The sequence below is a fragment of the Halorubrum pallidum genome (assembly GCF_055380345.1).
Genome location: NZ_AP043945.1, coordinates 300,165 through 320,813 on the forward strand (window position 1 = coordinate 300,165; position 20,649 = coordinate 320,813).

Annotated in this window: 20 protein-coding genes and 1 pseudogene; 8 read left to right on the forward strand and 13 right to left on the reverse strand. The window is 68.0% G+C overall.

What is annotated here, in order from left to right; all coding sequences use genetic code 11:
• Positions 1–4 precede the first annotated feature (4 nt).
• Entirely contained in the window at positions 5–1,432 is a 1,428-nt protein-coding gene (locus ACZ45C_RS03140) for a cytochrome P450 (protein ID WP_460562784.1), read from the reverse strand.
• Between the two features lie 191 nt (positions 1,433–1,623).
• Here ACZ45C_RS03140 and ACZ45C_RS03145 point away from each other — a divergent pair, with 191 nt between their 5' ends.
• Positions 1,624–2,775 (forward strand): mandelate racemase/muconate lactonizing enzyme family protein, encoded by a 1,152-nt coding sequence (locus ACZ45C_RS03145; RefSeq protein WP_464374329.1) that lies wholly within the window; start codon positions 1,624–1,626, stop codon positions 2,773–2,775.
• A 48-nt stretch (positions 2,776–2,823) separates the two neighbouring features.
• Here ACZ45C_RS03145 and ACZ45C_RS03150 read toward each other — a convergent pair whose 3' ends face one another.
• Complete coding sequence (locus ACZ45C_RS03150; protein ID WP_460562782.1) at positions 2,824–4,422, reverse strand: methyl-accepting chemotaxis protein; 1,599 nt, start codon at positions 4,420–4,422, stop codon at positions 2,824–2,826.
• A gap of 170 nt (positions 4,423–4,592) precedes the next feature.
• Between ACZ45C_RS03150 and ACZ45C_RS03155 the strand changes: the two genes are divergently transcribed.
• From ACZ45C_RS03155 to ACZ45C_RS03170, 4 genes are all read left to right on the forward strand, one after another.
• Positions 4,593–6,374: an excinuclease ABC subunit C gene (locus ACZ45C_RS03155; RefSeq protein WP_460562781.1), complete on the forward strand. Its 1,782-nt coding sequence runs from the start codon at positions 4,593–4,595 to the stop codon at positions 6,372–6,374.
• Positions 6,375–6,420: 46 nt separating this feature from the next.
• Positions 6,421–6,621, forward strand: coding sequence for a hypothetical protein (locus ACZ45C_RS03160; RefSeq protein WP_460562780.1), 201 nt, complete (start codon positions 6,421–6,423; stop codon positions 6,619–6,621).
• On the forward strand, positions 6,621–6,827 hold the full coding sequence (locus ACZ45C_RS03165) for a hypothetical protein (protein ID WP_460562779.1): 207 nt from the start codon (positions 6,621–6,623) through the stop codon (positions 6,825–6,827). The genes ACZ45C_RS03160 and ACZ45C_RS03165 overlap by 1 nt, the downstream gene beginning before the upstream one ends.
• 274 nt (positions 6,828–7,101) lie before the next feature.
• Positions 7,102–8,577: a HEAT repeat domain-containing protein gene (locus tag ACZ45C_RS03170; RefSeq protein WP_460562778.1), complete on the forward strand. Its 1,476-nt coding sequence runs from the start codon at positions 7,102–7,104 to the stop codon at positions 8,575–8,577.
• On the opposite strand, the gene ACZ45C_RS03175 is transcribed toward ACZ45C_RS03170, so the two are convergent.
• Positions 8,561–9,391 carry a hypothetical protein gene (locus ACZ45C_RS03175; RefSeq protein ID WP_460562777.1) on the reverse strand — a complete coding sequence of 277 codons (831 nt, stop codon included), beginning with the start codon at positions 9,389–9,391 and terminating at the stop codon, positions 8,561–8,563. The genes ACZ45C_RS03170 and ACZ45C_RS03175 overlap by 17 nt on opposite strands.
• Before the next feature lie 108 nt (positions 9,392–9,499).
• On the reverse strand, positions 9,500–10,825 hold the full coding sequence (locus ACZ45C_RS03180) for a hemolysin family protein (RefSeq protein WP_460562776.1): 1,326 nt from the start codon (positions 10,823–10,825) through the stop codon (positions 9,500–9,502).
• 260 nt (positions 10,826–11,085) lie between these two features.
• Between ACZ45C_RS03180 and serA the strand changes: the two genes are divergently transcribed.
• The gene (gene serA / locus ACZ45C_RS03185) at positions 11,086–12,690 is read left to right on the forward strand and encodes a phosphoglycerate dehydrogenase (protein WP_460562775.1); all 1,605 of its coding nucleotides are present in this window, start codon (positions 11,086–11,088) and stop codon (positions 12,688–12,690) included.
• A gap of 140 nt (positions 12,691–12,830) precedes the next feature.
• Here serA and thrC read toward each other — a convergent pair whose 3' ends face one another.
• The 4 genes and pseudogenes from thrC to ACZ45C_RS03205 form a co-directional block, all read right to left on the reverse strand.
• Complete coding sequence (gene thrC, locus ACZ45C_RS03190; RefSeq protein ID WP_460562774.1) at positions 12,831–14,114, reverse strand: threonine synthase; 1,284 nt, start codon at positions 14,112–14,114, stop codon at positions 12,831–12,833.
• Between the two features lie 85 nt (positions 14,115–14,199).
• On the reverse strand, positions 14,200–14,412 hold the full coding sequence (locus ACZ45C_RS03195; RefSeq protein WP_460562773.1) for a DUF7569 family protein: 213 nt from the start codon (positions 14,410–14,412) through the stop codon (positions 14,200–14,202).
• Between the two features lie 65 nt (positions 14,413–14,477).
• A complete protein-coding gene (gene upp / locus ACZ45C_RS03200; RefSeq protein WP_460562772.1) occupies positions 14,478–15,155 on the reverse strand; it encodes a uracil phosphoribosyltransferase in 678 nt (225 codons plus the stop codon).
• A gap of 86 nt (positions 15,156–15,241) precedes the next feature.
• Positions 15,242–15,451: pseudogene (locus tag ACZ45C_RS03205) on the reverse strand (hypothetical protein); the annotation flags it as partial.
• 196 nt (positions 15,452–15,647) lie between these two features.
• Here ACZ45C_RS03205 and ACZ45C_RS03210 point away from each other — a divergent pair.
• Positions 15,648–16,310 (forward strand): HVO_2922 family protein, encoded by a 663-nt coding sequence (locus ACZ45C_RS03210; protein WP_460562771.1) that lies wholly within the window; start codon positions 15,648–15,650, stop codon positions 16,308–16,310.
• Positions 16,311–16,376: 66 nt separating this feature from the next.
• Complete coding sequence (locus tag ACZ45C_RS03215) at positions 16,377–17,570, forward strand: DNA primase (RefSeq protein WP_460562770.1); 1,194 nt, start codon at positions 16,377–16,379, stop codon at positions 17,568–17,570.
• A gap of 164 nt (positions 17,571–17,734) precedes the next feature.
• On the opposite strand, the gene ACZ45C_RS03220 is transcribed toward ACZ45C_RS03215, so the two are convergent.
• From ACZ45C_RS03220 to ACZ45C_RS03240, 5 genes are all read right to left on the reverse strand, one after another.
• Positions 17,735–17,953 carry a DUF7472 family protein gene (locus ACZ45C_RS03220; RefSeq protein ID WP_460562769.1) on the reverse strand — a complete coding sequence of 73 codons (219 nt, stop codon included), beginning with the start codon at positions 17,951–17,953 and terminating at the stop codon, positions 17,735–17,737.
• Positions 17,954–18,017: 64 nt separating this feature from the next.
• Positions 18,018–18,209 carry a hypothetical protein gene (locus ACZ45C_RS03225; protein WP_460562768.1) on the reverse strand — a complete coding sequence of 64 codons (192 nt, stop codon included), beginning with the start codon at positions 18,207–18,209 and terminating at the stop codon, positions 18,018–18,020.
• A gap of 298 nt (positions 18,210–18,507) precedes the next feature.
• Positions 18,508–18,852: a 50S ribosomal protein P1 gene (gene rpl12p / locus ACZ45C_RS03230; protein WP_460562767.1), complete on the reverse strand. Its 345-nt coding sequence runs from the start codon at positions 18,850–18,852 to the stop codon at positions 18,508–18,510.
• A gap of 18 nt (positions 18,853–18,870) precedes the next feature.
• Positions 18,871–19,911, reverse strand: coding sequence for a 50S ribosomal protein L10 (locus ACZ45C_RS03235; protein WP_460562766.1), 1,041 nt, complete (start codon positions 19,909–19,911; stop codon positions 18,871–18,873).
• Positions 19,908–20,546 (reverse strand): 50S ribosomal protein L1, encoded by a 639-nt coding sequence (locus ACZ45C_RS03240; protein ID WP_460562765.1) that lies wholly within the window; start codon positions 20,544–20,546, stop codon positions 19,908–19,910. The genes ACZ45C_RS03235 and ACZ45C_RS03240 overlap by 4 nt, the downstream gene beginning before the upstream one ends.
• Positions 20,547–20,649: the final 103 nt, after the last annotated feature.

The following is a 20,649-nucleotide window of genomic DNA, read 5'->3' on the forward strand; positions in this document are numbered from 1 at the left end:
CCGCTCACCGCTCGCGGACTCGCATCGGAACGGGGTGGTCCGGGTGCATCGTCAGCGACCCGCGCACGGAGAGGTCGGGCCCCTCGTAGTCGAGTTCGTACGCGGAACAGACCTCGGCGAGGATCAGCTTGGCCTCCAGAAGCGAGAACGCCTTGCCGATGCAGTGGCGCGGTCCGCCGCCGAACGGGAAGTACGCGAACCGCGGACGCCGGCTCCGACGCTCGGGATCCCACCGCCCGGGATCGAACGTCTCGGGGTCGTCGTACCACCGCGGCGACCGGTGGATCACCCACTGCGGGAGCATGAGCGTGGCCCCCTCCGGGATCCGGTACCCTCCCAGTTTCACGTCGAGCTTCGGCTCGCGGAACAGGGTGTATACGGGCGGATACAGCCGCATCGACTCGGTGAGCACGCGATCCGTGTACGTCATCGCACGGGCGTCGGCGGCGGTCGGCGGGCCGTCGGTGGCGGTCGCGTCGTCCGCTGTGCGATCGCCATCAGTCGCGATTTCCGCCTCTCTTTCGACCCGCTCGCGGGCCGCGGGGTGGTTCGACAGGAGGTAGAACGCGTAGGTCAGCGCGAGCGCGGTCGTGTCGTGGCCGGCGAGCAGCATCGTGACCAGTTCGTCGCGGAGGTTCTCGTCGGTCTGCTCGCCGCGGTCGCGGGCGCGGAGCAGGACCGAGAGGAGGTCCATCGGAAGGTCGTCGGCGGCGTCGCCGTCCGGGCCCCTGACCGCGACGCCCTCGGGACCGGCGGGGTCGGCGGCGGGATCGCGCTCGGTCCCGAGGCGGCGCTCGACGATGCCGTCGATCACCGATTCGAGCGTGTCGACGGCGGCGTCGAACGCGCGGTTCTCGCGGGTCGGCACCCAGCTCGGAACGAGGAAGCGACGCGGGTCGGGCTCGAAGCGGGCACCGAGCGGCTCCAACTTCGCTTGGACCGTCCGCACCTCCTCGTCGGTGACGTCGGCCCCGAACATCGCCGAGACGATGATCCGCACCGTGAGCCGAGCCAGTTCCAGTTGTACGTCGACGGTCTCTCCGGGGGTCCAGTCGGCGAGGTGATCCCGCGTGTGCTCGACCATCGTCTCCGACAGCGCGGCGATCCGGCGGTTGTGGAACGCGGGATTCGCGAGGTCGCGCTGTCGACGCCATGTGTCGCCCTCGCTCATGAGTAGCCCCTGCCCCAGCAGCCGGTTCATCGCGTCGTCGCCGAATTTCGGCTTGCGGTACCGCTCCGCGTCGGCGACGAGGACGCGCTCGATATCGGCGGGGTTCGCGAGCAGGTACGTCTCGCGGGGGCCGAGGTCGAACCGTATCACGTCGCCGTAGCTGTCGGCGCAGGCGCGCATGAATTCGAAGGGGTCGTCGGCGTACTGCCGGCCGTTGCCGAAGAGGGGATCGCCGATGGGCCCGGGCGGCGTAGCGGACATGCGAGTTCTGGGGGCTCGCCGGGGTTAAACGTTCGGCGGCGGCGAAATAACGGAACCCCGAGTCGAAACGCCTTGCCTCTCAGACGGGGTGAGATCTCCGTGCTGATCCGCGGGGCGACCGACGCCGTGCGGTGATGGCGATTCACCGGCGGCGGACGCGATAGAGTCTTTTAAATAGGCGGTGTTTGCACATGCGTGTCATGCGAATCGAGAGCATCGAAGCGATCCCGCTTCGCCGCGAACTGGACGAACGCATCGCGATCGCACAGAAGTGGATCTCCAGCCGTCAGTACTGCCTCATCAAAGTCGAAACCGTGGAGGGGATCACCGGCTGGGGAGAGTGTTGGGGGCCGGTCGCCGGCAACCGCGAGATTATCGAGGAGTACGTCACCCCGTGGATCGAGGGCAAAGACGTTCGAAACATAGAGCAGATCCACGACGACCTCGTGTTCAAACTGACCGGGTCGTATCACTCCTACACTCCGGCGAGCGTCGTGAGCGGGGTAGACATCGCGCTCTGGGACGCGTACGGGAAGTCGCTGGGAGCTCCCGTTTCCGAACTGCTCGGCGGGCGACGCCGTGACCGCGTCCGCGCGTACGCGACGGGACACTTCTGGACCGACGCCGACGACTTCGAGATGTTGAAAGGCCGCATCGTCGACGAGGCGAAGGGACACGTCGACGCGGGGTTCGACGCACTCAAGAACAAGATCGGATTCCAGCGCCACCCCGACTTCCCGTGGGGATGGAAGGAGGACGTCGAACTCGTCCGCGCCATCCGGGAGGCCGTCGGTGACGACATCCGCCTGATGACCGATGCGAACCACGCGTACGACTCCGCCACGGCCCGTCGAGTTGGCAAACGGCTGGAGGACCTCGGCGTCTACTGGTTCGAAGAGCCCGTTCGTCCCCACGCGATCGACAACTACGAGTCTCTCAACAGCGAACTCGACACTCCGCTGGCGGGCGGCGAGTGCTGGGCGTTCGAACACGAATTCGCCCGCGTGTTAGACGCCGCGGCTGTCGGGATAACCCAACCGGACGTGACGAGCGCGGGCGGACTGACCTCGACCCGTCGGGTCGCCACGCTTTCCGACGCGTACAACGTTCAGTGCGTTCCGCACGTCTTCGGGAGCGCCATCGCGCTCGGCGCGAGTCTGCAAGTGCTCGCGACGATCCCCGGAGACCCGATGCTCGAGTTCGACCGCACGCCGAACCCGATTCGAGAAGATCTCGCGGTCGACCCGATAACGAACGACGGGAACTCGGTTCCGATACCGGATTCACCGGGAATCGGCGTCGAGATAGATCCGGACGTGCTCGATTCGTTCCGTATGACGTGAACGAACCAGATCGGACGATGTCGGGACGCAACCGCGCGGCGGGACCGGTCAGTTCGCGTCGAGCCGTTCGACCCGCGTGATGAGTTCGTCGACGGCGGCCTCCTGTTCGTCGGTCGCGGTCACGATGCGATCGGTCGCCTCCTCGGTGCGGTCGGAGCGCTCGCGGACCGCCTCCATCGACGAGGTGAGTTCCTCGACGGTGGCGGCCTGATCGTCCGTGGTGCGGGCGACCTCGGCGACGCCAGCGGCCGCCTCGTCGACCGCGTCGGCGATCTCTTCGAGCGCGTCGAGGACCGTCTCGATCTCAGCGCCGGCGTCGTCGATCCGCTCGTGGGAGCGCTCGACCGCGGTGCTGGTCTCTTCTGACTGCGCCTGTAGCTGGTCGAGGCTCTCCGTGATGTCCTCTGTGTAGCCTCGGGTCTCGTCGGCGAGCTTCTTCACCTCCTCGGCGACGACTGCGAAGCCGTTGCCGTCCTCCCCGGCGCGGGCGGCCTCGATGTTGGCGTTCAACGCGAGCAGGTTCGTCTGCTCGGCCACGTCCGAGATCACCTCGATCACCTCCTCGATGTCGTCCATTCGCTCCGAGAGCGCGCCGACGCTCTCGACGAGTTCGTCACCGATCTCGACGACGTCTTCGGTTGCCGCGCGGGCGTCCTCGCTGGCGTCGAGCCCCTGGTCGGCCGCCTCGCTGGCGGCGACCGCCGCGGAGTCGACCTGATCCGCGGTGGCGGCGACCTCTTCCATCCCCGCCGAGAAGGACTGCATCTCCGAGACGCTCTCCTCTAGCAGCTCGTTCTGCTCGTCGACGTTCTCCGCGATCTCGTCGGCCGCCGCGCTGGCCTCTTCGACGGTCGCGTCTATCTCGCGAGCCTGCTCGTGGACGCCGTTCGAGAGGTCTTCGAGGTTCGTCGCCATTCCGTTGACGACGTCGACGACGCGGAGCAGGTCGTCGCTGAGTCGGTCGAACTCGTCTTTTCGCTCCGCGCGGGCGTCGAGGTTACCGTCGCCGATCGCCTCCGCAGTCTCGCGGATCTCGGTGACCAACTGGCTCGTCGCCTCGCGGTCTTCCACGTCGTCGGTCCGGTCGACGACGACCTCCGTCACGCCGACGACCTCGTCGTCGTCGTAGAGCACGGTGGCCGTGAACTCGATGTGCTTTTCGTCGCCGTGGCGGTCGACCATCGTGCTGGTGTCGCGGTAGCGGTTGCGGGCGGAGTCACAGGCCTCCACGTCGTACACTTCCTCGGCGTCCTCCGGGGCGTCGAGCACCTTGTCGGCGAGCGTGTCGGCGCGGCGACCGTCGGGGTAAAACAGCTCCGAGACGTGACTGTGTCCGATCGCGTCCTCGCGCTCGGTTTCGGTGAGCGCGGCGATCGACTCGTTCCACTCGGCGACGTTTCCCTGACGGTCGAGGATGAACATCGGAACACTCGTCGCGTTGAACACCTGCTCGAAACCGGCACCAGCAAGCGTTCCGGCGCGGTTGACGCCATCCTCGTCGCGTACCGCGCGGGAGCCGATATCACCGTCGCCGATGTCGGGGTTCGGTCGCTCGGCGTCGTCGACGACGATACCGCCGTCCGGGACCGACCGCGAGTCCCGCCCTCGTCCGAGTGCCCGCCGGAGCAGCCCTCGAAGTCCCGTCATATCTATGTGGGATTCACCAGACTACCTATATAAACGGCCGCGTCAAATATTCTATTCTGATAATCGCACTGGAAGACGGCGGCGAGCGCGTTCACGCGCCGTTCCGCCCCGGGCCCCCGTTCCACGCCCGTAGCGTTCAAACCCGCTCGACAGCTATCTCCTCTCGAGAGATGGACGCCGACGCAGTCCGTGACCGGGCCGGAACGCTCCCGACCGAGCCCGGGGTGTATCAGTTTCGCCGCGGCGACGCGACCCTGTACGTCGGCAAGGCGGTCGACCTCCGCGACCGGGTCCGGTCGTACGCGGACCCGCGCTCGGAGCGCATCCGCGGGATGGTCGAGCGCGCCGACCGGATCGAGTTCGCCGTCACCGACACGGAGACGCAGGCGCTCCTCTTGGAGGCGAACCTCGTCAAGCGGCTCCGCCCGCGGTACAACGTCCGCCTGAAAGACGACAAGTCGTATCCGCTCGTTTCCTTCTCCGATCACTCCGTCCCGCGGGTCGAGGTGACACGAGATCCGGAAGCTGGCGCGGTCGCGTACGGACCGTTCACCGACAAGGGGCGAGTCGAGACGGTCCTGAAGGCGGTGCGAGACGTGTACGGCCTCCGCGGCTGTTCGGACCACAAGTACGCGAACCGCGACCGTCCCTGTCTCGACTACGAGATGGGGATCTGCTCGGCCCCCTGTACCGGCGAGATCGACCCCGAGAGCTACGCCGAGGACGTCGCCGCGGCCCGGCGGTTCTTCGAGGGCGAGACGGGTGCGCTCGCCGATCCCCTCCGGCGGCGGATGGAGGCCGCCGCAGAGAACGCCGAGTTCGAGCGCGCGGCCAACCTCCGCGACCGGCTGGAGGCCGTCGAGGCGTTCCACGGTGCGGGCGGCGAGGCCGTGAGCGACCCCGGGGACGACCGGGCCGTCGACGTGCTCGCGGCCGCCGTGGAGGGAGACACCGCCCGCGTGGCCCGGCTCCACAGCGAGCGCGGACAGCTCGTCGACCGGAGCCAGCACCGGCTCGACGCGGCGGTCGAGGGGGACGGGGCCGACGAGACGAATTCTGACGACCCCACCGAACCAGCCGCGACCACCCCCGCAGCGGTGTTGTCCGCGTTTCTGACGCAGTACTACGCCGAGCGCGAGTTCCCGGACGCCGTCCTCTTGGCCGAGCGCCCGTCGGACTCCGACGTGGTCGACTGGCTGGAGGCGGAGGGCGTCTCGGTGCGGGTGCCGGGGGCGGGGCGAGAGGCGAAACTCGTCGAACTCGCGCTCAAGAACGCTCGCAGGCGCGGCGGTCGCGACGATCCCGTGGGCGCGCTGGGCGACCGGCTCGGGGTCGACCGCCCGGTCCGGATCGAGGGGTTCGACGTGAGCCACGCGCGGGGGACCGCCGTGGTCGGCTCCGACGTCTGCTTCGTCGACGGGAGCGCCGAGACGGCCGACTACCGGCGCAAGAAGCTCACCGAGCGCAACGACGACTACGCCAACATGCGCGAGCTGGTCCGCTGGCGCGCCGAGCGCGCGATCGACGACGCAGACGACCGCCCCGACCCGGACCTGCTTCTCGTCGACGGCGGCGAGGGACAGCTCGGGGCCGCGCGCGACGCCCTCGCGGAGACGGGCTGGGGCGTGCCGGTCGTCGCGCTCGCGAAGTCCGAGGAGCTGGTCGTGACGCCGACGGGCACCGAGCGGTGGCCCGACGACGCGCCCGAACTCCACCTCCTCCAGCGGGTGCGCGACGAGGCGCACCGCTTCGCGGTCCAGTACCACCAGACCGTCCGCGACGAGGTGAAGACGGTGCTCGACGACGTACCCGGCGTCGGCCCGCAGACCCGCCGCCGCCTGCTCCGACGGTTCGGATCGGTCGAGAGCATCCGCGAGGCCTCCCGGGAGGACCTCACCGACGTCGACGGCGTCGGCGACGCGACCGCGGAGACGCTCCGGACGAAGCTGTAATTAGATGTAATTAAACTTTTCACGGCGGCGCGCCACCGCCTCGGCAATGAGCGACTACACAACGATTTCGCTGCGCAAGGAGTTCGTCGCAGACGTGGAGGAGTACATCGAAGACGAACCGTTCGGCTCCGTCAAGGAGTTCGTGAAACACGTGGTCGTCCGCGAGATGGAGGCGGACGACGCAATCTCGGAGACGGAAGCCAGTCAGATCGCACGGAAACTACGCGATTTGGGGTACATGGACTGATGAGTGGCTCGACCGTCATCGGCGCGCCGAACGCTCCCGAGCGCGCGGACCTACAGCTCGCGCTCGTTCCTCTCCTCTTCGCCGGCGTGTACGCTCCGGCCGCGCTGCTGTTCGACGCGTGGGTCGTTTCGGTCGCCGGCGGATCCCTCGCCGCGAGCCTCCCGATCGCGGACGGGCTCTTCGTGCATCCACCCGACGACCGCTGACAGTCCACAAGACCGGTAGTAGCGATCTCGACCGTGCCGACGCGACTGACGAGTTCTTCCGCTCGCATCCCCAATTTTCCCCTCCGGCCGACACGCTCACCTCGTTCGCTCCTCGAGGCCGGAGACCCCACCGCGAAACTGCTGATCGGCGACCACGGTTCTCATCGCTGATACTCTCAGGGGTACGTTTAATCGCGGTGCTAGAAGAAGTCGTGACAGATGAACGACGAACCAACGGCGAATCGAACCGCCGTCGAACCGCGAGAGGGGTGAAATGGCCGGCTCGGACTCGGGAGATGCTGAACGCGACAGCGGCGGCCGCGACACTCAGAGCGGTGAGAGGAGTGAGAACACGCGGCCGGAGGCGTTCGCGCTACTCGACGAGCGCACCGACCCGGCGACTCGGAAAGAGGCCGTCGAAGCGCTCGGCAACCCGTCGAGTTCGATGGCGACGAGCGAACGGGAAATCGCGGATCGACTGCTTCGCGTGGCTCTCACCGACGACGACGCCGGGGTGCGCGCGGAGGCCATCGACTCGCTGTACTTCCACGGCGATCGCTACCTCGACGAACTGGTACAGCAGGTCGCCGCGAGGCTTCACCAACGAGAGTCCGGAACTGGGCGCGATCCCGAGGAACTGTTCGCACGATGGCTCACGAGCGAGTTCGGGGAGTATCGAATGGTCGGTGCCACCGGCCTCGCGTCGGTCGGCACCGAACGGTCGATCGCGGTCGTCCGCGACGCCTTCGACGACGGCGACCCTCGGGTACAGGCTCGGTCGGTGCGGGCCTACGCGGAACTCGGCGGCGAGGCCGTCGAGCCGATCAGGGGACTGTTGGGGACGACGAACGCCCTCGTTCGGCGCGCAGCGGTCGACGCGCTGGTCGCGATCGGGACGGCCGACGCCGTGGATCTCCTCTCGACGGCCGTCGACGTCGGCGACGAGGGCCTGCGGCGTCTGACAGTCGAGCGGCTGCACGGCATCGACCGGCGCGACGCGGCGGAGACGCTGTGTGACTCGCTCGGCGATCCCTCGCCCGCGGTGCGATACGCCGCGACGGTGTCTCTCGTCCGGCTCGTCGCCGAGGGGGAGGCGGTTCGCGGGCGAGAGCTTCGCGAGCGACTCGTTTCCACGGCGGCCGACCGTGCTGAAACGGACGGCGCGCCCGGAACGGCGTCCGACGACCGACACCCGGATGTGGGGCGGCTCCTCGCGGAGGTCGTGACGGGCGATCGGTCTGACCGCGCCACCGCAGCGACGGAGCGGTGCGCCGCGTGGCTCCTCGGCGAACTCGCGGTGGCCGCGGGATCCGACCCGTGCGAGACTGGGGCCGACGACGCCGACCGGGGAGCCACGGGGAAGATCGAAGCCGAATCCCGTTCCGAGCGAGGGGTCGCGGTCTCGTGGCTCCTCGACGCGCTCGACCACGCCGACGGCCAGACTGCCGACATCGCGGCCGCGTACCTGCCGTCGGCCGCGACGCCGAACGTCGAGCGCGCGCTTCGGGAACTGGCGGACGATCCAGCGACGCGCCCGGAGACGAAACGTCGGGCCCGTCGGGTGGTGCGTCGGATCAAGCGGCAGACGGCCGCGTCCGCGGTCGATCGTGCGATCGAGTACGTCTACGTACGGTGGCCTGCGGACTACACCGATCGGCACGAGGCTCGGACGACTGAATCCGACACTCGGACGACTGGCGAAGAAGCGTCCGGCGGGCGCGACGCCACCGGCCTCACGCGCGACGAATGAATCGGCCGTCCTCGGGGGTGAGCGTCAAATCGATCTCGCCGTCGAGGAAGTTCATCGCGGTCGACACGTTCGGATCGGCGTCGCCGTCGGCGTAGATCTGGAGGGAACCGCCGGAGTCGTCGAGCCGCGCCGAGAGCATCTGGACGAATCCACAGGCCGTCCGGACGTCGAAGGCGGATACGATCTCGTGAAACACGCTCACTTCGAGTGAGAGCACGTCGCCCGCATCGTGGTTCGCGTCGATGATTCGCGAGACGGTCTCGCCGAGTTCGTCGGGGCCGAGCCGGGGATCCAGTTCGACCACCTCTATCGATCCGTCTTCGACATCGACCGCTGCCTCCTCGTCGAAGCGGTACGCCTCGGTGCTGACGACGACCGTTCGACGTGGCCACGCGTCGAGTCGATCGTCGAGCAGTCGGACGAATCGCTCGGGGTCGGGGGTGACCGCGATAACCAACTCGGCGTGGCCGTGGAAGTGCGTGCGGAGCGCGTCGGCGTCGTCGCTGTCGACGGGCGCGTCGATCCGGACCGTTCCGTCCCAATCGAAGCGGTCGGCCACGTGCGCGTCGGCGACGATCCGATCGGCGACGTGCTCGTGGAGGTGCGCCTTGAACTCCTCGACCGCACCGTCGACGTCGTAGGCCGTCTTCGCCGTGGCACAGTACGGACAGTCCCAGTTCGTTCGGAAATCAGATTGCGTGACCGCCTCGGGCGTGTGCGCGAGCAGATGCGAGCCGGTGACCTCGCGCATCGCCTCCCGGTCGTCGGCCCATGCGATGAACCCGCAGTGACCGCACGCCCAGCGAGCCATCATCGGCGACCACCGACCAATCGAGCCATCATGTGAGAGCGCGTATACGGTGAGGACCGGAGCGACGGATATGTATGTTGTGTTACGAGAAATCCGCGGCTCGCGGGCGCGCTACTCGTCATCGAACTGGTCGTCATCGCCGCCGTGTCCGTTCGTGCCGCGTTCGTCTTCGCCGCTCTCGTCCGATTCGAGGCCGCCCGAATGTTCGACCCGGACCCGGGTGACTCGCGTCGCAGTCGCGCCCGTGACGGTGAGCGTGACGTCGTCGACCGCGACGCGGTCTCCCTCCTCCGGAAGCCGGCCGAGCCGTTGGGTGATCAATCCGGCGACCGTCTCGACCCCGTCGCTCGGCAGTGAGAGGCCGAGCGCCTCGTTGAGGTGCCCAACGGTGGTCCAGCCCCGGACGACTGCCGCGTCCGGGGCGACGACATCGACGTGGTCGTGTTCCCACCGCCCCACGAGTTCGCCGACGACCTCCTCGATCACGTCTTCGAGCGTGACGAGCCCGACGACCGCGCCGAACTCGTCGACGACGACCGCGAGCCGGAATCCATCGGTGCGCATTCGCTCGAACAGCTCGTCGATCGACTGGGTCTCCGGAACGAACGTCGGCTCCCGCAGCGCACTCGCTAGGTCGTCGCCCGTCTCGGTGGCGCGGATGGCGTCGCGCACGTCGACGACGCCGACCACGTCGTCGCGGTTCTTCCCGTAGACGGGGAGGCGGGTGACGCCCTCGGTCGCGGCCGCCGAGAGCACGTCCGCCGGACTCGACGTGGCGGGGAGCGACACCATGTCCGTGCGCGGGACCATCACCGACGCCACGCGCGTCGACTCCAAGTCGAGGACGCCGCGGATCATCGCGCTCTCGTCGGCGTCGAGCGCGCCCGCCGCCTCCCCGGAGAGCACAAGCGTCTCGATCTCCTCGCGGGTGAGATACGACTCGATCGACGACTCCCCGCCCGTGAACCGGTTGACGACTCCGGAGAGCGCCTCGAATAGGTAGAGGATCGGGCGGAGGACGCGCTGGATCGCGAGAACGGGCCGCGAGACGCGCAGGGCGTGTCGCTCCGCGTGCGCGACCGCGTACGACTTCGGTGCGATCTCGCCGAACACGATGATGAACACCGAGGTGATCGCGGTCGACCCGGTCGCCGCGGTGCCCGCCGAGAACCCGAACCGGACGAACACCGCGGTCGCGACGGACGCGGCCGCGATGTTGGCGACGTTGTTGCTCACGAGGGCGGTGACGAGGAAGCGGTGAGAGTCCTCGCGCAGCGCGGCGAGCGCCCGCGATCCGGGCACGTCCGCGGCGACGAGCGAGTCGACGCGGTGGGTCGCCACGGAGAAGACGGCGAGTTCCGAACTGGAGAAGAAGGCGCTGATGGCCGTCAACACGACGATGGCGGCGACGCCTGCGAAGGCGACAGTGAGGTCCATACCGCACCATGCGGGCGAATATAAAAGGCAGTACCGCCGCCGCGCCGAAGACGGATTGTGTCGAACTCGATCTAAAGCTCCGCGAGACACAACTCCGCCGGCGACGCCTCGCGCATCACCGACCGCCACACCGCATACGCACGAACGACCAGTTTCCACCGGAAATTAGGGGGATCGATATGCACGATAGCGGATCGATACGGGCGGCAAAACGGCGCGATTCGGAAAGGGTTAACCTCGCCCCGCCGGTGGACACGCGTATGAAGGTACTCGTGACCGACCCCATCGCAGACGCGGGGTTGGACCGACTCCGAGACGCCGGCCACGAGGTCGAAACGGACTACGAAGCCGAGGGCGACGCGCTCTTGGCGGCCGTCAGCGACGCCAACGCCCTCATCGTACGCTCCGGCACCGACGTGAACGAGGCCGTCTTCGAGGCCGCGGACGATCTCGTCATCGTCGGCCGCGCGGGGATCGGCGTCGACAACATCGACATCGAGGCGGCGACCGACCACGGCGTCATCGTCGCCAACGCGCCCGACGGGAACGTCCGGGCCGCCGCCGAACACACCGTCGCGATGACGTTCGCCGTCGCGCGCTCCATCCCGCAGGCGCACGGTCGCCTCGTCGACGGCGAGTGGGCCAAAGGCGAGTTCCTCGGCACGGAAGTGAACAACAAGACGCTCACCATCGTCGGACTCGGCCGCGTCGGTCAGGAGGTCGCGAAGCGGCTCGACTCGCTCGGCATGGACCTGGTCGTCTACGACCCGTACATCTCTGAGGAACGCGCGGATCGCCTCGGGGCGGAACTGATCGACGACCTCCACGACGCGCTCGCGGCCGGCGACTTCGCGACGATCCACACGCCCCTGCTGCCCGAGACCGAGGGAATGATCAGCGAGGACGAACTGGCCCAGCTGGAGGGCGGCTACCTGATCAACTGCGCGCGCGGCGGCATCGTCGACGAGCCCGCGCTCGCGGAGGCGGTCGACGACGGCGTGCTCGCGGGCGCGGCGCTCGACTCTTTCGCCGAAGAGCCGCTCCCGGCTGACTCGCCGCTGCTCGACGTTGAGAAGGTCGTCGTCACGCCGCACCTCGGGGCCTCCACTGAGGCCGCCCAGGAGAACGTCGCCGTCGACACCGCCGAGGCCGTCCTCTCGGCGTTCAACGACGAGCCTGTCTTGACCGCGCTCAACGCACCCTCCGTCGACGAGACCGCCTTCCCGCGGATCGAGCCGTACATCGACGTGGCGGAGACCGCGGGCAAGGTCGCCGCGCAACTGCTCGACGGACGCATCACCGAGGTCGAAGCGACCTACGAGGGCGACATCGCCGCCGAGGACGTCGAACTCGTCACGGCGTCGGCGCTCAAGGGCGTGTTCGAGCCGCTGGAGTGGCAGGTCAACGCCGTCAACGCGCCGCGGCTCGCCGAGGAGCGCGGCATCGAGGTGACCGAGTCGAAGACCCGCCAGACGGAGGACTTCCAGAGTCTGATCCGCGTCACCGTCCACAACGGCGACGACTCCATCGCCGTCGAGGGGACCCTGTTCGCCGGCGAGGACGCGCGGATCGTCCGCATCGACGGCTTCCGCGTCGACGCAGTCCCGTACGGACACATGCTCGTCGCGCGCAACACCGACGAGCCCGGCGTCATCGGCCTCATCGGCACCGTCCTCGGCGACCACGACGTCAACATCGCCGGGATGTTCAACGCCCGCGAGACGCAGGGCGGCGAGGCGCTCACCGTCTACAACCTCGACCAGGACGTGCCGGACGTCGCGCTCGAGGAACTCCTCGGTGACGACCGGATCGTCGAGGTCACGGAGATCACCCTCGACGGCGCGGACGGACGGACGGCAGAGTAGGCGTCGGATCGCCGTTCTTCCGGACGATCGGCCCCCCACGCGAACCACCCCGGGGCTCACGAGAGAAAAGACGTCATCGTTCGCGTCGCGCAAAACGGGAATCGGAATCGGTGTTTCTCACGGTGTCGCCGACCCTTCCGTCACTCGTGCAGGTGTTCGACCACGGCGTCCACGTCGTTCGGGACGGGCTCGGGGTCGCCACCCGCCTCGTAGGCGGCGTCGGGGTCTTTCAGCAGGTGGCCGGTCGTTAGACAGACGACCTGCTCGTCGTCGTCGACGACGCCCTCGCGGCGGAGCTTCTTCAGACCGGCGAGGCTCGCAGCGGAGGCGGGCTCGACGCCGACGCCCTCCTCGGCGAGCTGACGCTGGGCGTCGGTGATCTCGTCATCCTCGACGGAGACGGCGGTACCGCCGGTGTTCTTGATCCCGGGGATCGCCTTCGGCGCGTTGACGGGGTTGCCGATCCGGATCGCCGTCGCGCGGGTCTCGACCTCCTCCCAGCGGCGGATCTCGTCGTTGCCCTCCTCGATCGCCTCGACCATCGGCGCAGCGCCAGCCGCCTGCACGCCGGTGAGCTTGGGAACGTCCTCGACGTCGAGCGCGCCAGACTGGACGAGTTCGCGGAACCCCTTGTACAGGGCCGCGGTGTTCCCGGCGTTGCCGACGGGGAGGACGATCCGGTCCGGAACCGTGCCGTAGTCCTCGCGGAACGCCTCTAAGATCTCGAAGCCGATCGTCTTCTGGCCTTCTAGGCGGAACGGGTTCAGCGAGTTGAGCAGGTACGCCTCTCCGCGGGCGGCGAGTTCCTGGACGATGTCGAGGCAGGCGTCGAAGTTACCGTCGACTTCGAGGATGCGCGCGCCGTGGAGGCTAGCCTGCGCGACCTTCCCCGCGGCGACTTTCCCCTGCGGGAGTAACACGAGCGTCTCCATGTCCCCGCGGCCGCCGTAGGCCGCGAGCGCCGCGGAGGTGTTCCCGGTGGACGCGCAGGCGAGCGCGCCGACGCCGAGTTCTTTGGCGACACGGACGCCGACCGTCATCCCGCGGTCCTTGAACGAGCCGGTGGGGTTCATCCCCTCGTGTTTGATCCGGAGTGCGTCGACGCCGACCGACTCCTCGATGCGGGGAACGCGGTGCAGCGGCGTGTCGCCCTCCGGCAGCGTCACGCCGAGGTCGAAGGGGAGCCCCTCGCGGTAGCGCCACACGCCACGGTCGGGACCTTCGGTGGACGCGCCCGCACCGAAGTCGTCGAACGTCGGTGGGTCGTCGTAGCGGACTTCCAGCAGGCCGTCGCACTCGTCGCAGGTGTACCGCACGTCCGCGAAGGGCGCGAACGTCTCGTCGCACTCGATGCAGGCGAGCCACGTGCCGCCGACGGCGCAGTCGGGTGCCGACGGGGCCGGGGCGTCGATGGCGAGATCCATTTGCTTCGGCGTCCGTGCCCGTGGGGCTTAAGACGGGCGGTCCGGTCGGACGTTGCCGGGTGAGTGAGGTCGCGTCGCCGGCGGCTCAATCGATGATGATCTCCGAGTCGCCCCCGTCGCCGTCGCGGTCGGCCATCCGGTCTTGATATCGCCGGATCCAGTCGGCGAAGCAGTCGGGACAGAGCCGCTGGGTGTCGATGTTCGCGCGGTCGACGCTCAGCCGGAGGGTCCGCGCGAGCGCGTCCGTCGTGGGATCGCCACAGCCGTCACAGGGCTCGGTCGTCGGCGCGTCGCTCATACGAATCGGTCGTAGGGATGGCTCTTAAAAGTACGTCGGAGCGTCTGACCGCGGTAGTGGGAGCCTCAGACCGTGCGGAACGCGCGGTCGCCGGCGTCGCCGAGGCCGGGGACGATGAACCCCTCGTCGTCGAGCCGGTCGTCGATGGCTACCGTCAACAGGTCGGCCTCGGGGACTGCTTCGCTCACGCGGACGAGACCGTCGGGCGCGGAGACCGCGGAGAGGACGAACAGGTCCTCGAAGTCGTCGGCCTCCGCGAGGACGTGGTCGAGGACGGCGACCATCGTGGAACCGGTCGCGAGCATCGGATCGGCGACGATCACGGTGTCGTCGGGGCTGATCTCCGGCAGCTTCACGTAGTCGATGGTGATCGGGAACTCGCCGTCGGCGGTCATACCCGCTTCCTCGTCGCGGCCGGCGGAGATGACGCCCTGTTTCGCGCGCGGGAACGCCTTGAGCAGCCCCTCGACGAACGGCGTCGCGGCCCGGAGGACGTTGATGATCACCACGTCGTCGAGCCCCTTCACGCGCTCCCCGGTCGTCTCTTCGAGCGGCGTCTGCACGGGGACGTACTCGGTCTCCATCGCGCCGTCGATGATCTCGTACCCGCAGATGCGACCGAGTTTCACCAGCCCCTTGCGGAACGCGACCTGCTCGGTCTCGACGTCGCGGAGCCGCGAGAGGGTGTCCGTCGCCAGCGCGTGCGTGATGAGATACGCGTTGTCGCGGTCTTCGATGGTCATCGCCGGACCTCCGGTCGCGTTCGCTTAAAATATGGCGAACCGCGACCGACCGCGTCGACGACAGTGCCGGTCGTCTCCGCCGCCGGTCACCGCAACACGACGACGTACGTCAGGGCGAATATCACAATCGCGAGGGTTGCGACGTTGGTGAGACCGTATTCGACGACGCCCAGCAGGTCGAGCCCCCACACGGCGGTCCACGCGAGCCACGTCGACAACACGGCGTTCAAAAGCACGATGAGTCGCGGATCGCCCGTCGATTCCTCGACGCCCTCGCGGATCCCCTTCGACTCCTCGACGCTTTCCGACTCCTCGACGCCCTCCGACTCCTCGACGCTCTTCGACTCCTCGACGCCCTTCGATTCCTCCACACCCTTCGGCTCCTCACCCATACGTCGACAGCCGAGAGAACGCCACTTAGCTCTTGTCCGTACACGTTCGGACGCAGCGCGGGCCATAGCGTTTTGTGTGCCGAGTGTGACGTGAACACACATGACAGACGAAACGGTCCACGAGTCTCGACGGTCGCGGAGCCGACAGGCGATGGCGACGTACTTCCGACGAATCGCTCGCGCGCTCCGCCGCGGCGAGCCCGTCCCCGTCGACGAGGCGGGCACGGTGACGGTCGATCCGGCCGCGGAGCCGGACGTCGAGGTCGAACTCGAACGCGACGGCGAGACGGTCCACTTCGAGGTCGAAATGGAGTGGCCCGAGGCCGACGGCGAGATCGACGACGACGCGGTCGCCAGCAAGGCGACGTTCGAGCTGTACGCCGACAGTGCGGACGAGTGGCGCTGGCGGCTCCGCCACGACAACGGCAACATCATCGCCGACGGCGGGGAGGGGTACAGCGACAAACGCGACGCGCGATCGGGAATCGAGAGCGTCCGGCGCAACGCGCCCGGAGCTCACGTGGTCGACGTCGACCGCGACGAGGAGCCGCCCGCCGACGGCGGCAGCGACGCGGTCTTCGAGCTGTTCAGGGACAGCGGAGACGAGTGGCGCTGGCGGCTCCGCCACGACAACGGCAACATCGTCGCCGACGGCGGCCAGGGGTACGCCTCGAAACAGAAGGCGAAACAGGGGCTCCGCAGCGTGAAATCGAACGCGCCCGGTGCACCGGTGGAAGGACCGGGCGACGGCGACACCGAGTAACACCTTCTCCGCTCCCGCCACGGACCGCACCGCTTATTCGCCGGCCGTCGCTACCTCGGAGCGGACATGGACGTGCTCGACGCCAAGTACCCGTTCTTCGAGAGCGCCCGCGACGCCGTCGCCGATGCGACGGTGTCGCTGCCGGAACTCGTCGCGGCGGACGCGCCGGCGGTCGAGCGCGGCCGCGAACGCGTCGAGCGCGCGCTGCTCGACGGCACGGTCGAATCGGAGAGCGGGCGGTTCCCCGACGAGTCGGACTACGACACGCAGGCGGAACTGCTCTCGTACCCGATCGCGCGGATCCTCGTGTCGCTTCTCGACTCGGAGCCCGCGATCGAGAAGTACGCCGCGGCGGAGGCGGCGACCGCCATGGACCGGATTCGCGAGGATCTGGAGACCGACGACGCGTTGCGGTCGGTGTCGACGCCGACCGTCACGCTCGACGGCGTGCTCGCCGAGTTCGACCTCGCCGACGCGGTGCAGGCGGAGCCGGCCATCGCGGTCGGCAGCAACCGTGCCGGCCGCGCGAACCGCACGGCCGAGCACTACCGGATGGCCGTGGGGTCGTACCTAGACCTCACGTCGCCGTCGTGGGGGGAGTCGTGGCGGCTCGTCAACCGAGCGCTCGCCGACGGCGCGGTCCACCTCTCGCGCAGTGACCTCCTTCGCGCGCTCGAATCCGCGGTCGAGGAGCGGGTCCGCGACGGACTTCCCTTCGAACTGACCGACGGCAGCGATATCGCGGCGGAGCTGGAGTCGGGGGTCGCCGACCTCAAGCGTCTGCTCTCCGAGCGGAGCTACACCGGACCGATCGACGTCGTCGCGCCCGATCTGTTTCCCCCGTGCATGACGAACCTGATCGAGAAGGCGGAGCGGGACGCGGAGTTGTCCCCGCCGGAGTCGTTCGCGCTGATGGCGTTTCTCGTCGGGATCGGAATGACGCCCGACGAGATCGTCGCGTTCTGTGCCGACACGAGCCTCGATGCGGAGGGGATCCGATATCAGACCGAGTACCTTCGAGACGATCGCGGGACGCAGTACCCGCCGCCGACCTGCGAGACCCTCGCCAACTACGGGATCTGTCACAACGAAGACGACCACATGCAGGTTGCTGTGGACCCGCTCGCGTACTACGAAGCGCAGGTGGCGGCGACCGACGACGTCACCGACTGGCGCGAGCGACGCGAGACGACTGGTGAAGACGAGTCCGACCCCGACGACGGCAGCGCCGATACCGAGGCGAACGAACGAGATCGGTAGGCAAACGAGATCGGTAGGCGAACGAGATCGGTGAGATCGAGTGTGCAGGCGACGAGAGTGAGGGCCGCGACGAGAGTGAGAGCCGCGGCGAGAGTGAGAGTCGACGACGGGTGGCAGGAAAAAGAGGTGAGTCCGTCACACGCCGCGAGCGCGTAGCGCCTCGATCAGGCGTCGTCGTCCTTCGCACGGATGAGGTACGCGCCGACGAGCGCCATCAATAGGACAAATCCGGCCAGCAGTGCGACGAGGGCGATCGCGCCGGTCTCGGGAAGCGCGGCTGAGTCGCCGAATGTGACGCCGATGCCGATCAGCCCGAGAATGAATGCCGCGGCCGCCAGCAGCGAGACGGTGATCTGCCGACGGAGTTCCGCGTCGATTTCCATGCCCGCGAGTTTCCCTCGCCGCTAAAAAAGCACTTCGATGGGCAGGCAGCGACGAGCGGGACGTTCATCCCGCGAGGTGACTGATGTCGCGGCGGAGCGTGTACCCCTTGGGCACGCCGACGACCCCGAGACAGTCAGCACAGAGCACACGCTCATAGTCGCGATTCGTCTCTTTTTCGAGCAGCGAGACGTCCTCGATCGGGAACACCGACTCGCACCGATCGCACTCGACCTTGTCGCCGTCGACGATGTTCATCACCCTCGGTTTTCCGGAGTAGATTAAAAACCCCCGGGCGGCGTTATCACGCCGGATACTGTCATCCGACAGTCGGAGTTCGTCACGGCCGCTCTCTCGTCGCGCGAGAGCCCGGTCACCCGCCGAACGGTACCACCGCTCACCCGGGGAGAACTACGATCCGGCCGACGACTGACCGGTCTCGGCGCCGACCCGCCTGCTCGCCTCCGTGACGGCGTCGTCACTAGCGAACGAAAAAGTGTGGAAAATTCCGGACGCATCTCTACAGACGCCGAGATGACGGTGGGTCGGTCCGGGCTCAGCCGAACAGCTCGCCGAGACCCTCGCCGCCGTCGCCGTCTTCTTCGTCGTCGTCCTCGTCCGCTTCGTCGGCCGCGTCGGCCTCGTCGGCTTCCTCGTTGTCGTCGTCGTCCGCGGAGCCGCCGTCGTCCGCGGAGCCGCCGGCGGCCGCGCCAGCGGCGGGGGCCGCGGCGGCCGTCTCGATGGCCTCCTCGATGTCGACGTCTTCCAGCGCGGCGACGAGCGCCTTGACGCGGGACTCCTCGACGTCGACGCCGGCGGCTTCCAGCACGCCGGTGATGTTGTCTTCGTTGATCTCTTCGCCGGTCTCGTTCAGGATGAGCGCAGCGTAAACGTATTCCATTGGTGTATCCTCGTAGTGTTATCCGAACATCGCGCCGAGACCCTCGCCGCCGTCGTCGCCGTCGTCATCGTCGGCGTCGTCGTCGGTTGCCTCAGCGTCGTCCGTGTCGTCTTCTTCCTCCGCCTGTTCCTCCTCGTCGGCGTCTTCCGTCTCCGGGGCCGGGGCGGCGTCGACACCCTGCAGCTCCTCGGGGAGCGCCTCCTCGTCGTCGATCTGGGCGGCGAGCGCGCGGAGTTGGGCGTCGGCCTTCCCGATGAGGTCGGGCACGACGTCCGGGCTCTCGATCTCCGCGAACAGCCCGACGGACTTCGCCTGACCGGACGCCTTCGCGAGAAGGGTGCCGGCGGTGGCGGCCGTCGGGTACGCAGCGTTGACCGAGAGGTTGCGCGCGGCGGCGGCCGCCGAGCGGATGTCCGCCTCGTACTCGTCGACGTCGATTTCGAGCTCGTCCGGCTCGAACAGGACGCCCTCGGAGTAGACGCCCTTCAGGTCGAGTCCGACTTCCTTCGGCTCGATGCCGAGTTCGGTGAGGACGTTCGCGAGGTCGTCGTCGACGACCTCGCCCTCTTCGAGAACCTTCGAGTCCTCGGTGACCATGATCGAGCCGTCCTGGATTCGGGCGGCCGCGCCGACGGTCTGGAGTTCGCCGACGAACGGTCCCGGGTCGACGCCGGTGTCACCCTCGGGGATGACGACGTCGTTGGGGGCGACCTCGCCCGCGCTGATGGGGGCGGGGGTCTTCGACGCTTCCAGCTGCTTGAAGAGGCCGAACGGGTTGTCGTTCGTCCCGATGAGCGCCACCTGACCCGAGACGTACTGAGTCAAGTCCTCGACGCCCGCGTCGACTTCCTCCAGCGCGCGGACGGTGAGCGTGTTGCGGCTCATCCGGACGTCCGCGGAGCCGTGAAGCTCTCGGCGCATGGCCTGAAGCTGGCGGCTCGGAATGCCGGCGACGCCGACGATCCCGACGGAGTTGAACGAGTCGATGAACTCGACGAGTTCGTCGACCTCCTCGCGTTTCCACTGCGGGATCGTCTCGGTCTTGCGGACCGAACTCATACGGGCACCTCCTTGGCGGGACCCATCGTGGTCTTCACGAAGATCCCGTCGATGTTGAGCGGCCCCTTCTCGAGGTTCGCTTCGAGTCGCCGGACGATGACGTCGATGTTGTCCGAGATCGCCTCGGCACCCATGTCTTCGGCACCGACGCGGGTGTGGAACGTGCGCCGGTCGCGGGACCGGAGCTGCACGGTGTTTTTCATCCGGTTGACGGTGTCGACGATGTCGTCGTCCGGCTGCAGTGGGGTAGGCATCTTCCCGCGCGGACCGAGGACGGTACCGAGGTACCGACCGATGTCCTGCATCAGGCTGGCTTCGGCGACGAAGAAGTCGGTCTCGTCGGCCAGATCCTTAGCGCGGTCGTCGTCGTCTCCTAACTCTTCGAGGTCGTCGCTGTCGAGTACTTCGTCAGCGACCTCCTCTGCGCGGACGGCGGTTTCGCCCTCCGCGAAGACGACGATCTGTGTCTCCTGCCCCGTTCCAGCCGGCAGCACGACGGACTCGTCGATGCGGTTCGACGGATCGTTGAGGTCGAGGTCTCGCAGGTTGATGGCGATGTCCACCGTCTCGCGGAAGTTCCGCTCGGGGGCATCGTCGAGTGCGAGGGTCACGGCCTCTTGTATTGTGTCTGCCATTTTCACCTCCGTAGTACGCAGGTCGCTCCTACGGGTCAGTGAAACAGGCGAAGCCTGTCTCAGCGGAAAGTGGTCCATCGGAGGTTTAAAAGCGTCGAACCGC

Coding starts and splice junctions, on each gene's coding strand:
- ACZ45C_RS03140 (WP_460562784.1), bottom strand. CDS start 1,432: ATGTCCGCTACGCCGCCCGGGCCCATCGGCGATCCCCTCTTCGGCAAC.
- ACZ45C_RS03145 (WP_464374329.1), top strand. CDS start 1,624: ATGCGTGTCATGCGAATCGAGAGCATCGAAGCGATCCCGCTTCGCCGC.
- ACZ45C_RS03150 (WP_460562782.1), bottom strand. CDS start 4,422: ATGACGGGACTTCGAGGGCTGCTCCGGCGGGCACTCGGACGAGGGCGG.
- ACZ45C_RS03155 (WP_460562781.1), top strand. CDS start 4,593: ATGGACGCCGACGCAGTCCGTGACCGGGCCGGAACGCTCCCGACCGAG.
- ACZ45C_RS03160 (WP_460562780.1), top strand. CDS start 6,421: ATGAGCGACTACACAACGATTTCGCTGCGCAAGGAGTTCGTCGCAGAC.
- ACZ45C_RS03165 (WP_460562779.1), top strand. CDS start 6,621: ATGAGTGGCTCGACCGTCATCGGCGCGCCGAACGCTCCCGAGCGCGCG.
- ACZ45C_RS03170 (WP_460562778.1), top strand. CDS start 7,102: ATGGCCGGCTCGGACTCGGGAGATGCTGAACGCGACAGCGGCGGCCGC.
- ACZ45C_RS03175 (WP_460562777.1), bottom strand. CDS start 9,391: ATGATGGCTCGCTGGGCGTGCGGTCACTGCGGGTTCATCGCATGGGCC.
- ACZ45C_RS03180 (WP_460562776.1), bottom strand. CDS start 10,825: ATGGACCTCACTGTCGCCTTCGCAGGCGTCGCCGCCATCGTCGTGTTG.
- serA (WP_460562775.1), top strand. CDS start 11,086: ATGAAGGTACTCGTGACCGACCCCATCGCAGACGCGGGGTTGGACCGA.
- thrC (WP_460562774.1), bottom strand. CDS start 14,114: ATGGATCTCGCCATCGACGCCCCGGCCCCGTCGGCACCCGACTGCGCC.
- ACZ45C_RS03195 (WP_460562773.1), bottom strand. CDS start 14,412: ATGAGCGACGCGCCGACGACCGAGCCCTGTGACGGCTGTGGCGATCCC.
- upp (WP_460562772.1), bottom strand. CDS start 15,155: ATGACCATCGAAGACCGCGACAACGCGTATCTCATCACGCACGCGCTG.
- ACZ45C_RS03210 (WP_460562771.1), top strand. CDS start 15,648: ATGACAGACGAAACGGTCCACGAGTCTCGACGGTCGCGGAGCCGACAG.
- ACZ45C_RS03215 (WP_460562770.1), top strand. CDS start 16,377: ATGGACGTGCTCGACGCCAAGTACCCGTTCTTCGAGAGCGCCCGCGAC.
- ACZ45C_RS03220 (WP_460562769.1), bottom strand. CDS start 17,953: ATGGAAATCGACGCGGAACTCCGTCGGCAGATCACCGTCTCGCTGCTG.
- ACZ45C_RS03225 (WP_460562768.1), bottom strand. CDS start 18,209: ATGAACATCGTCGACGGCGACAAGGTCGAGTGCGATCGGTGCGAGTCG.
- rpl12p (WP_460562767.1), bottom strand. CDS start 18,852: ATGGAATACGTTTACGCTGCGCTCATCCTGAACGAGACCGGCGAAGAG.
- ACZ45C_RS03235 (WP_460562766.1), bottom strand. CDS start 19,911: ATGAGTTCGGTCCGCAAGACCGAGACGATCCCGCAGTGGAAACGCGAG.
- ACZ45C_RS03240 (WP_460562765.1), bottom strand. CDS start 20,546: ATGGCAGACACAATACAAGAGGCCGTGACCCTCGCACTCGACGATGCC.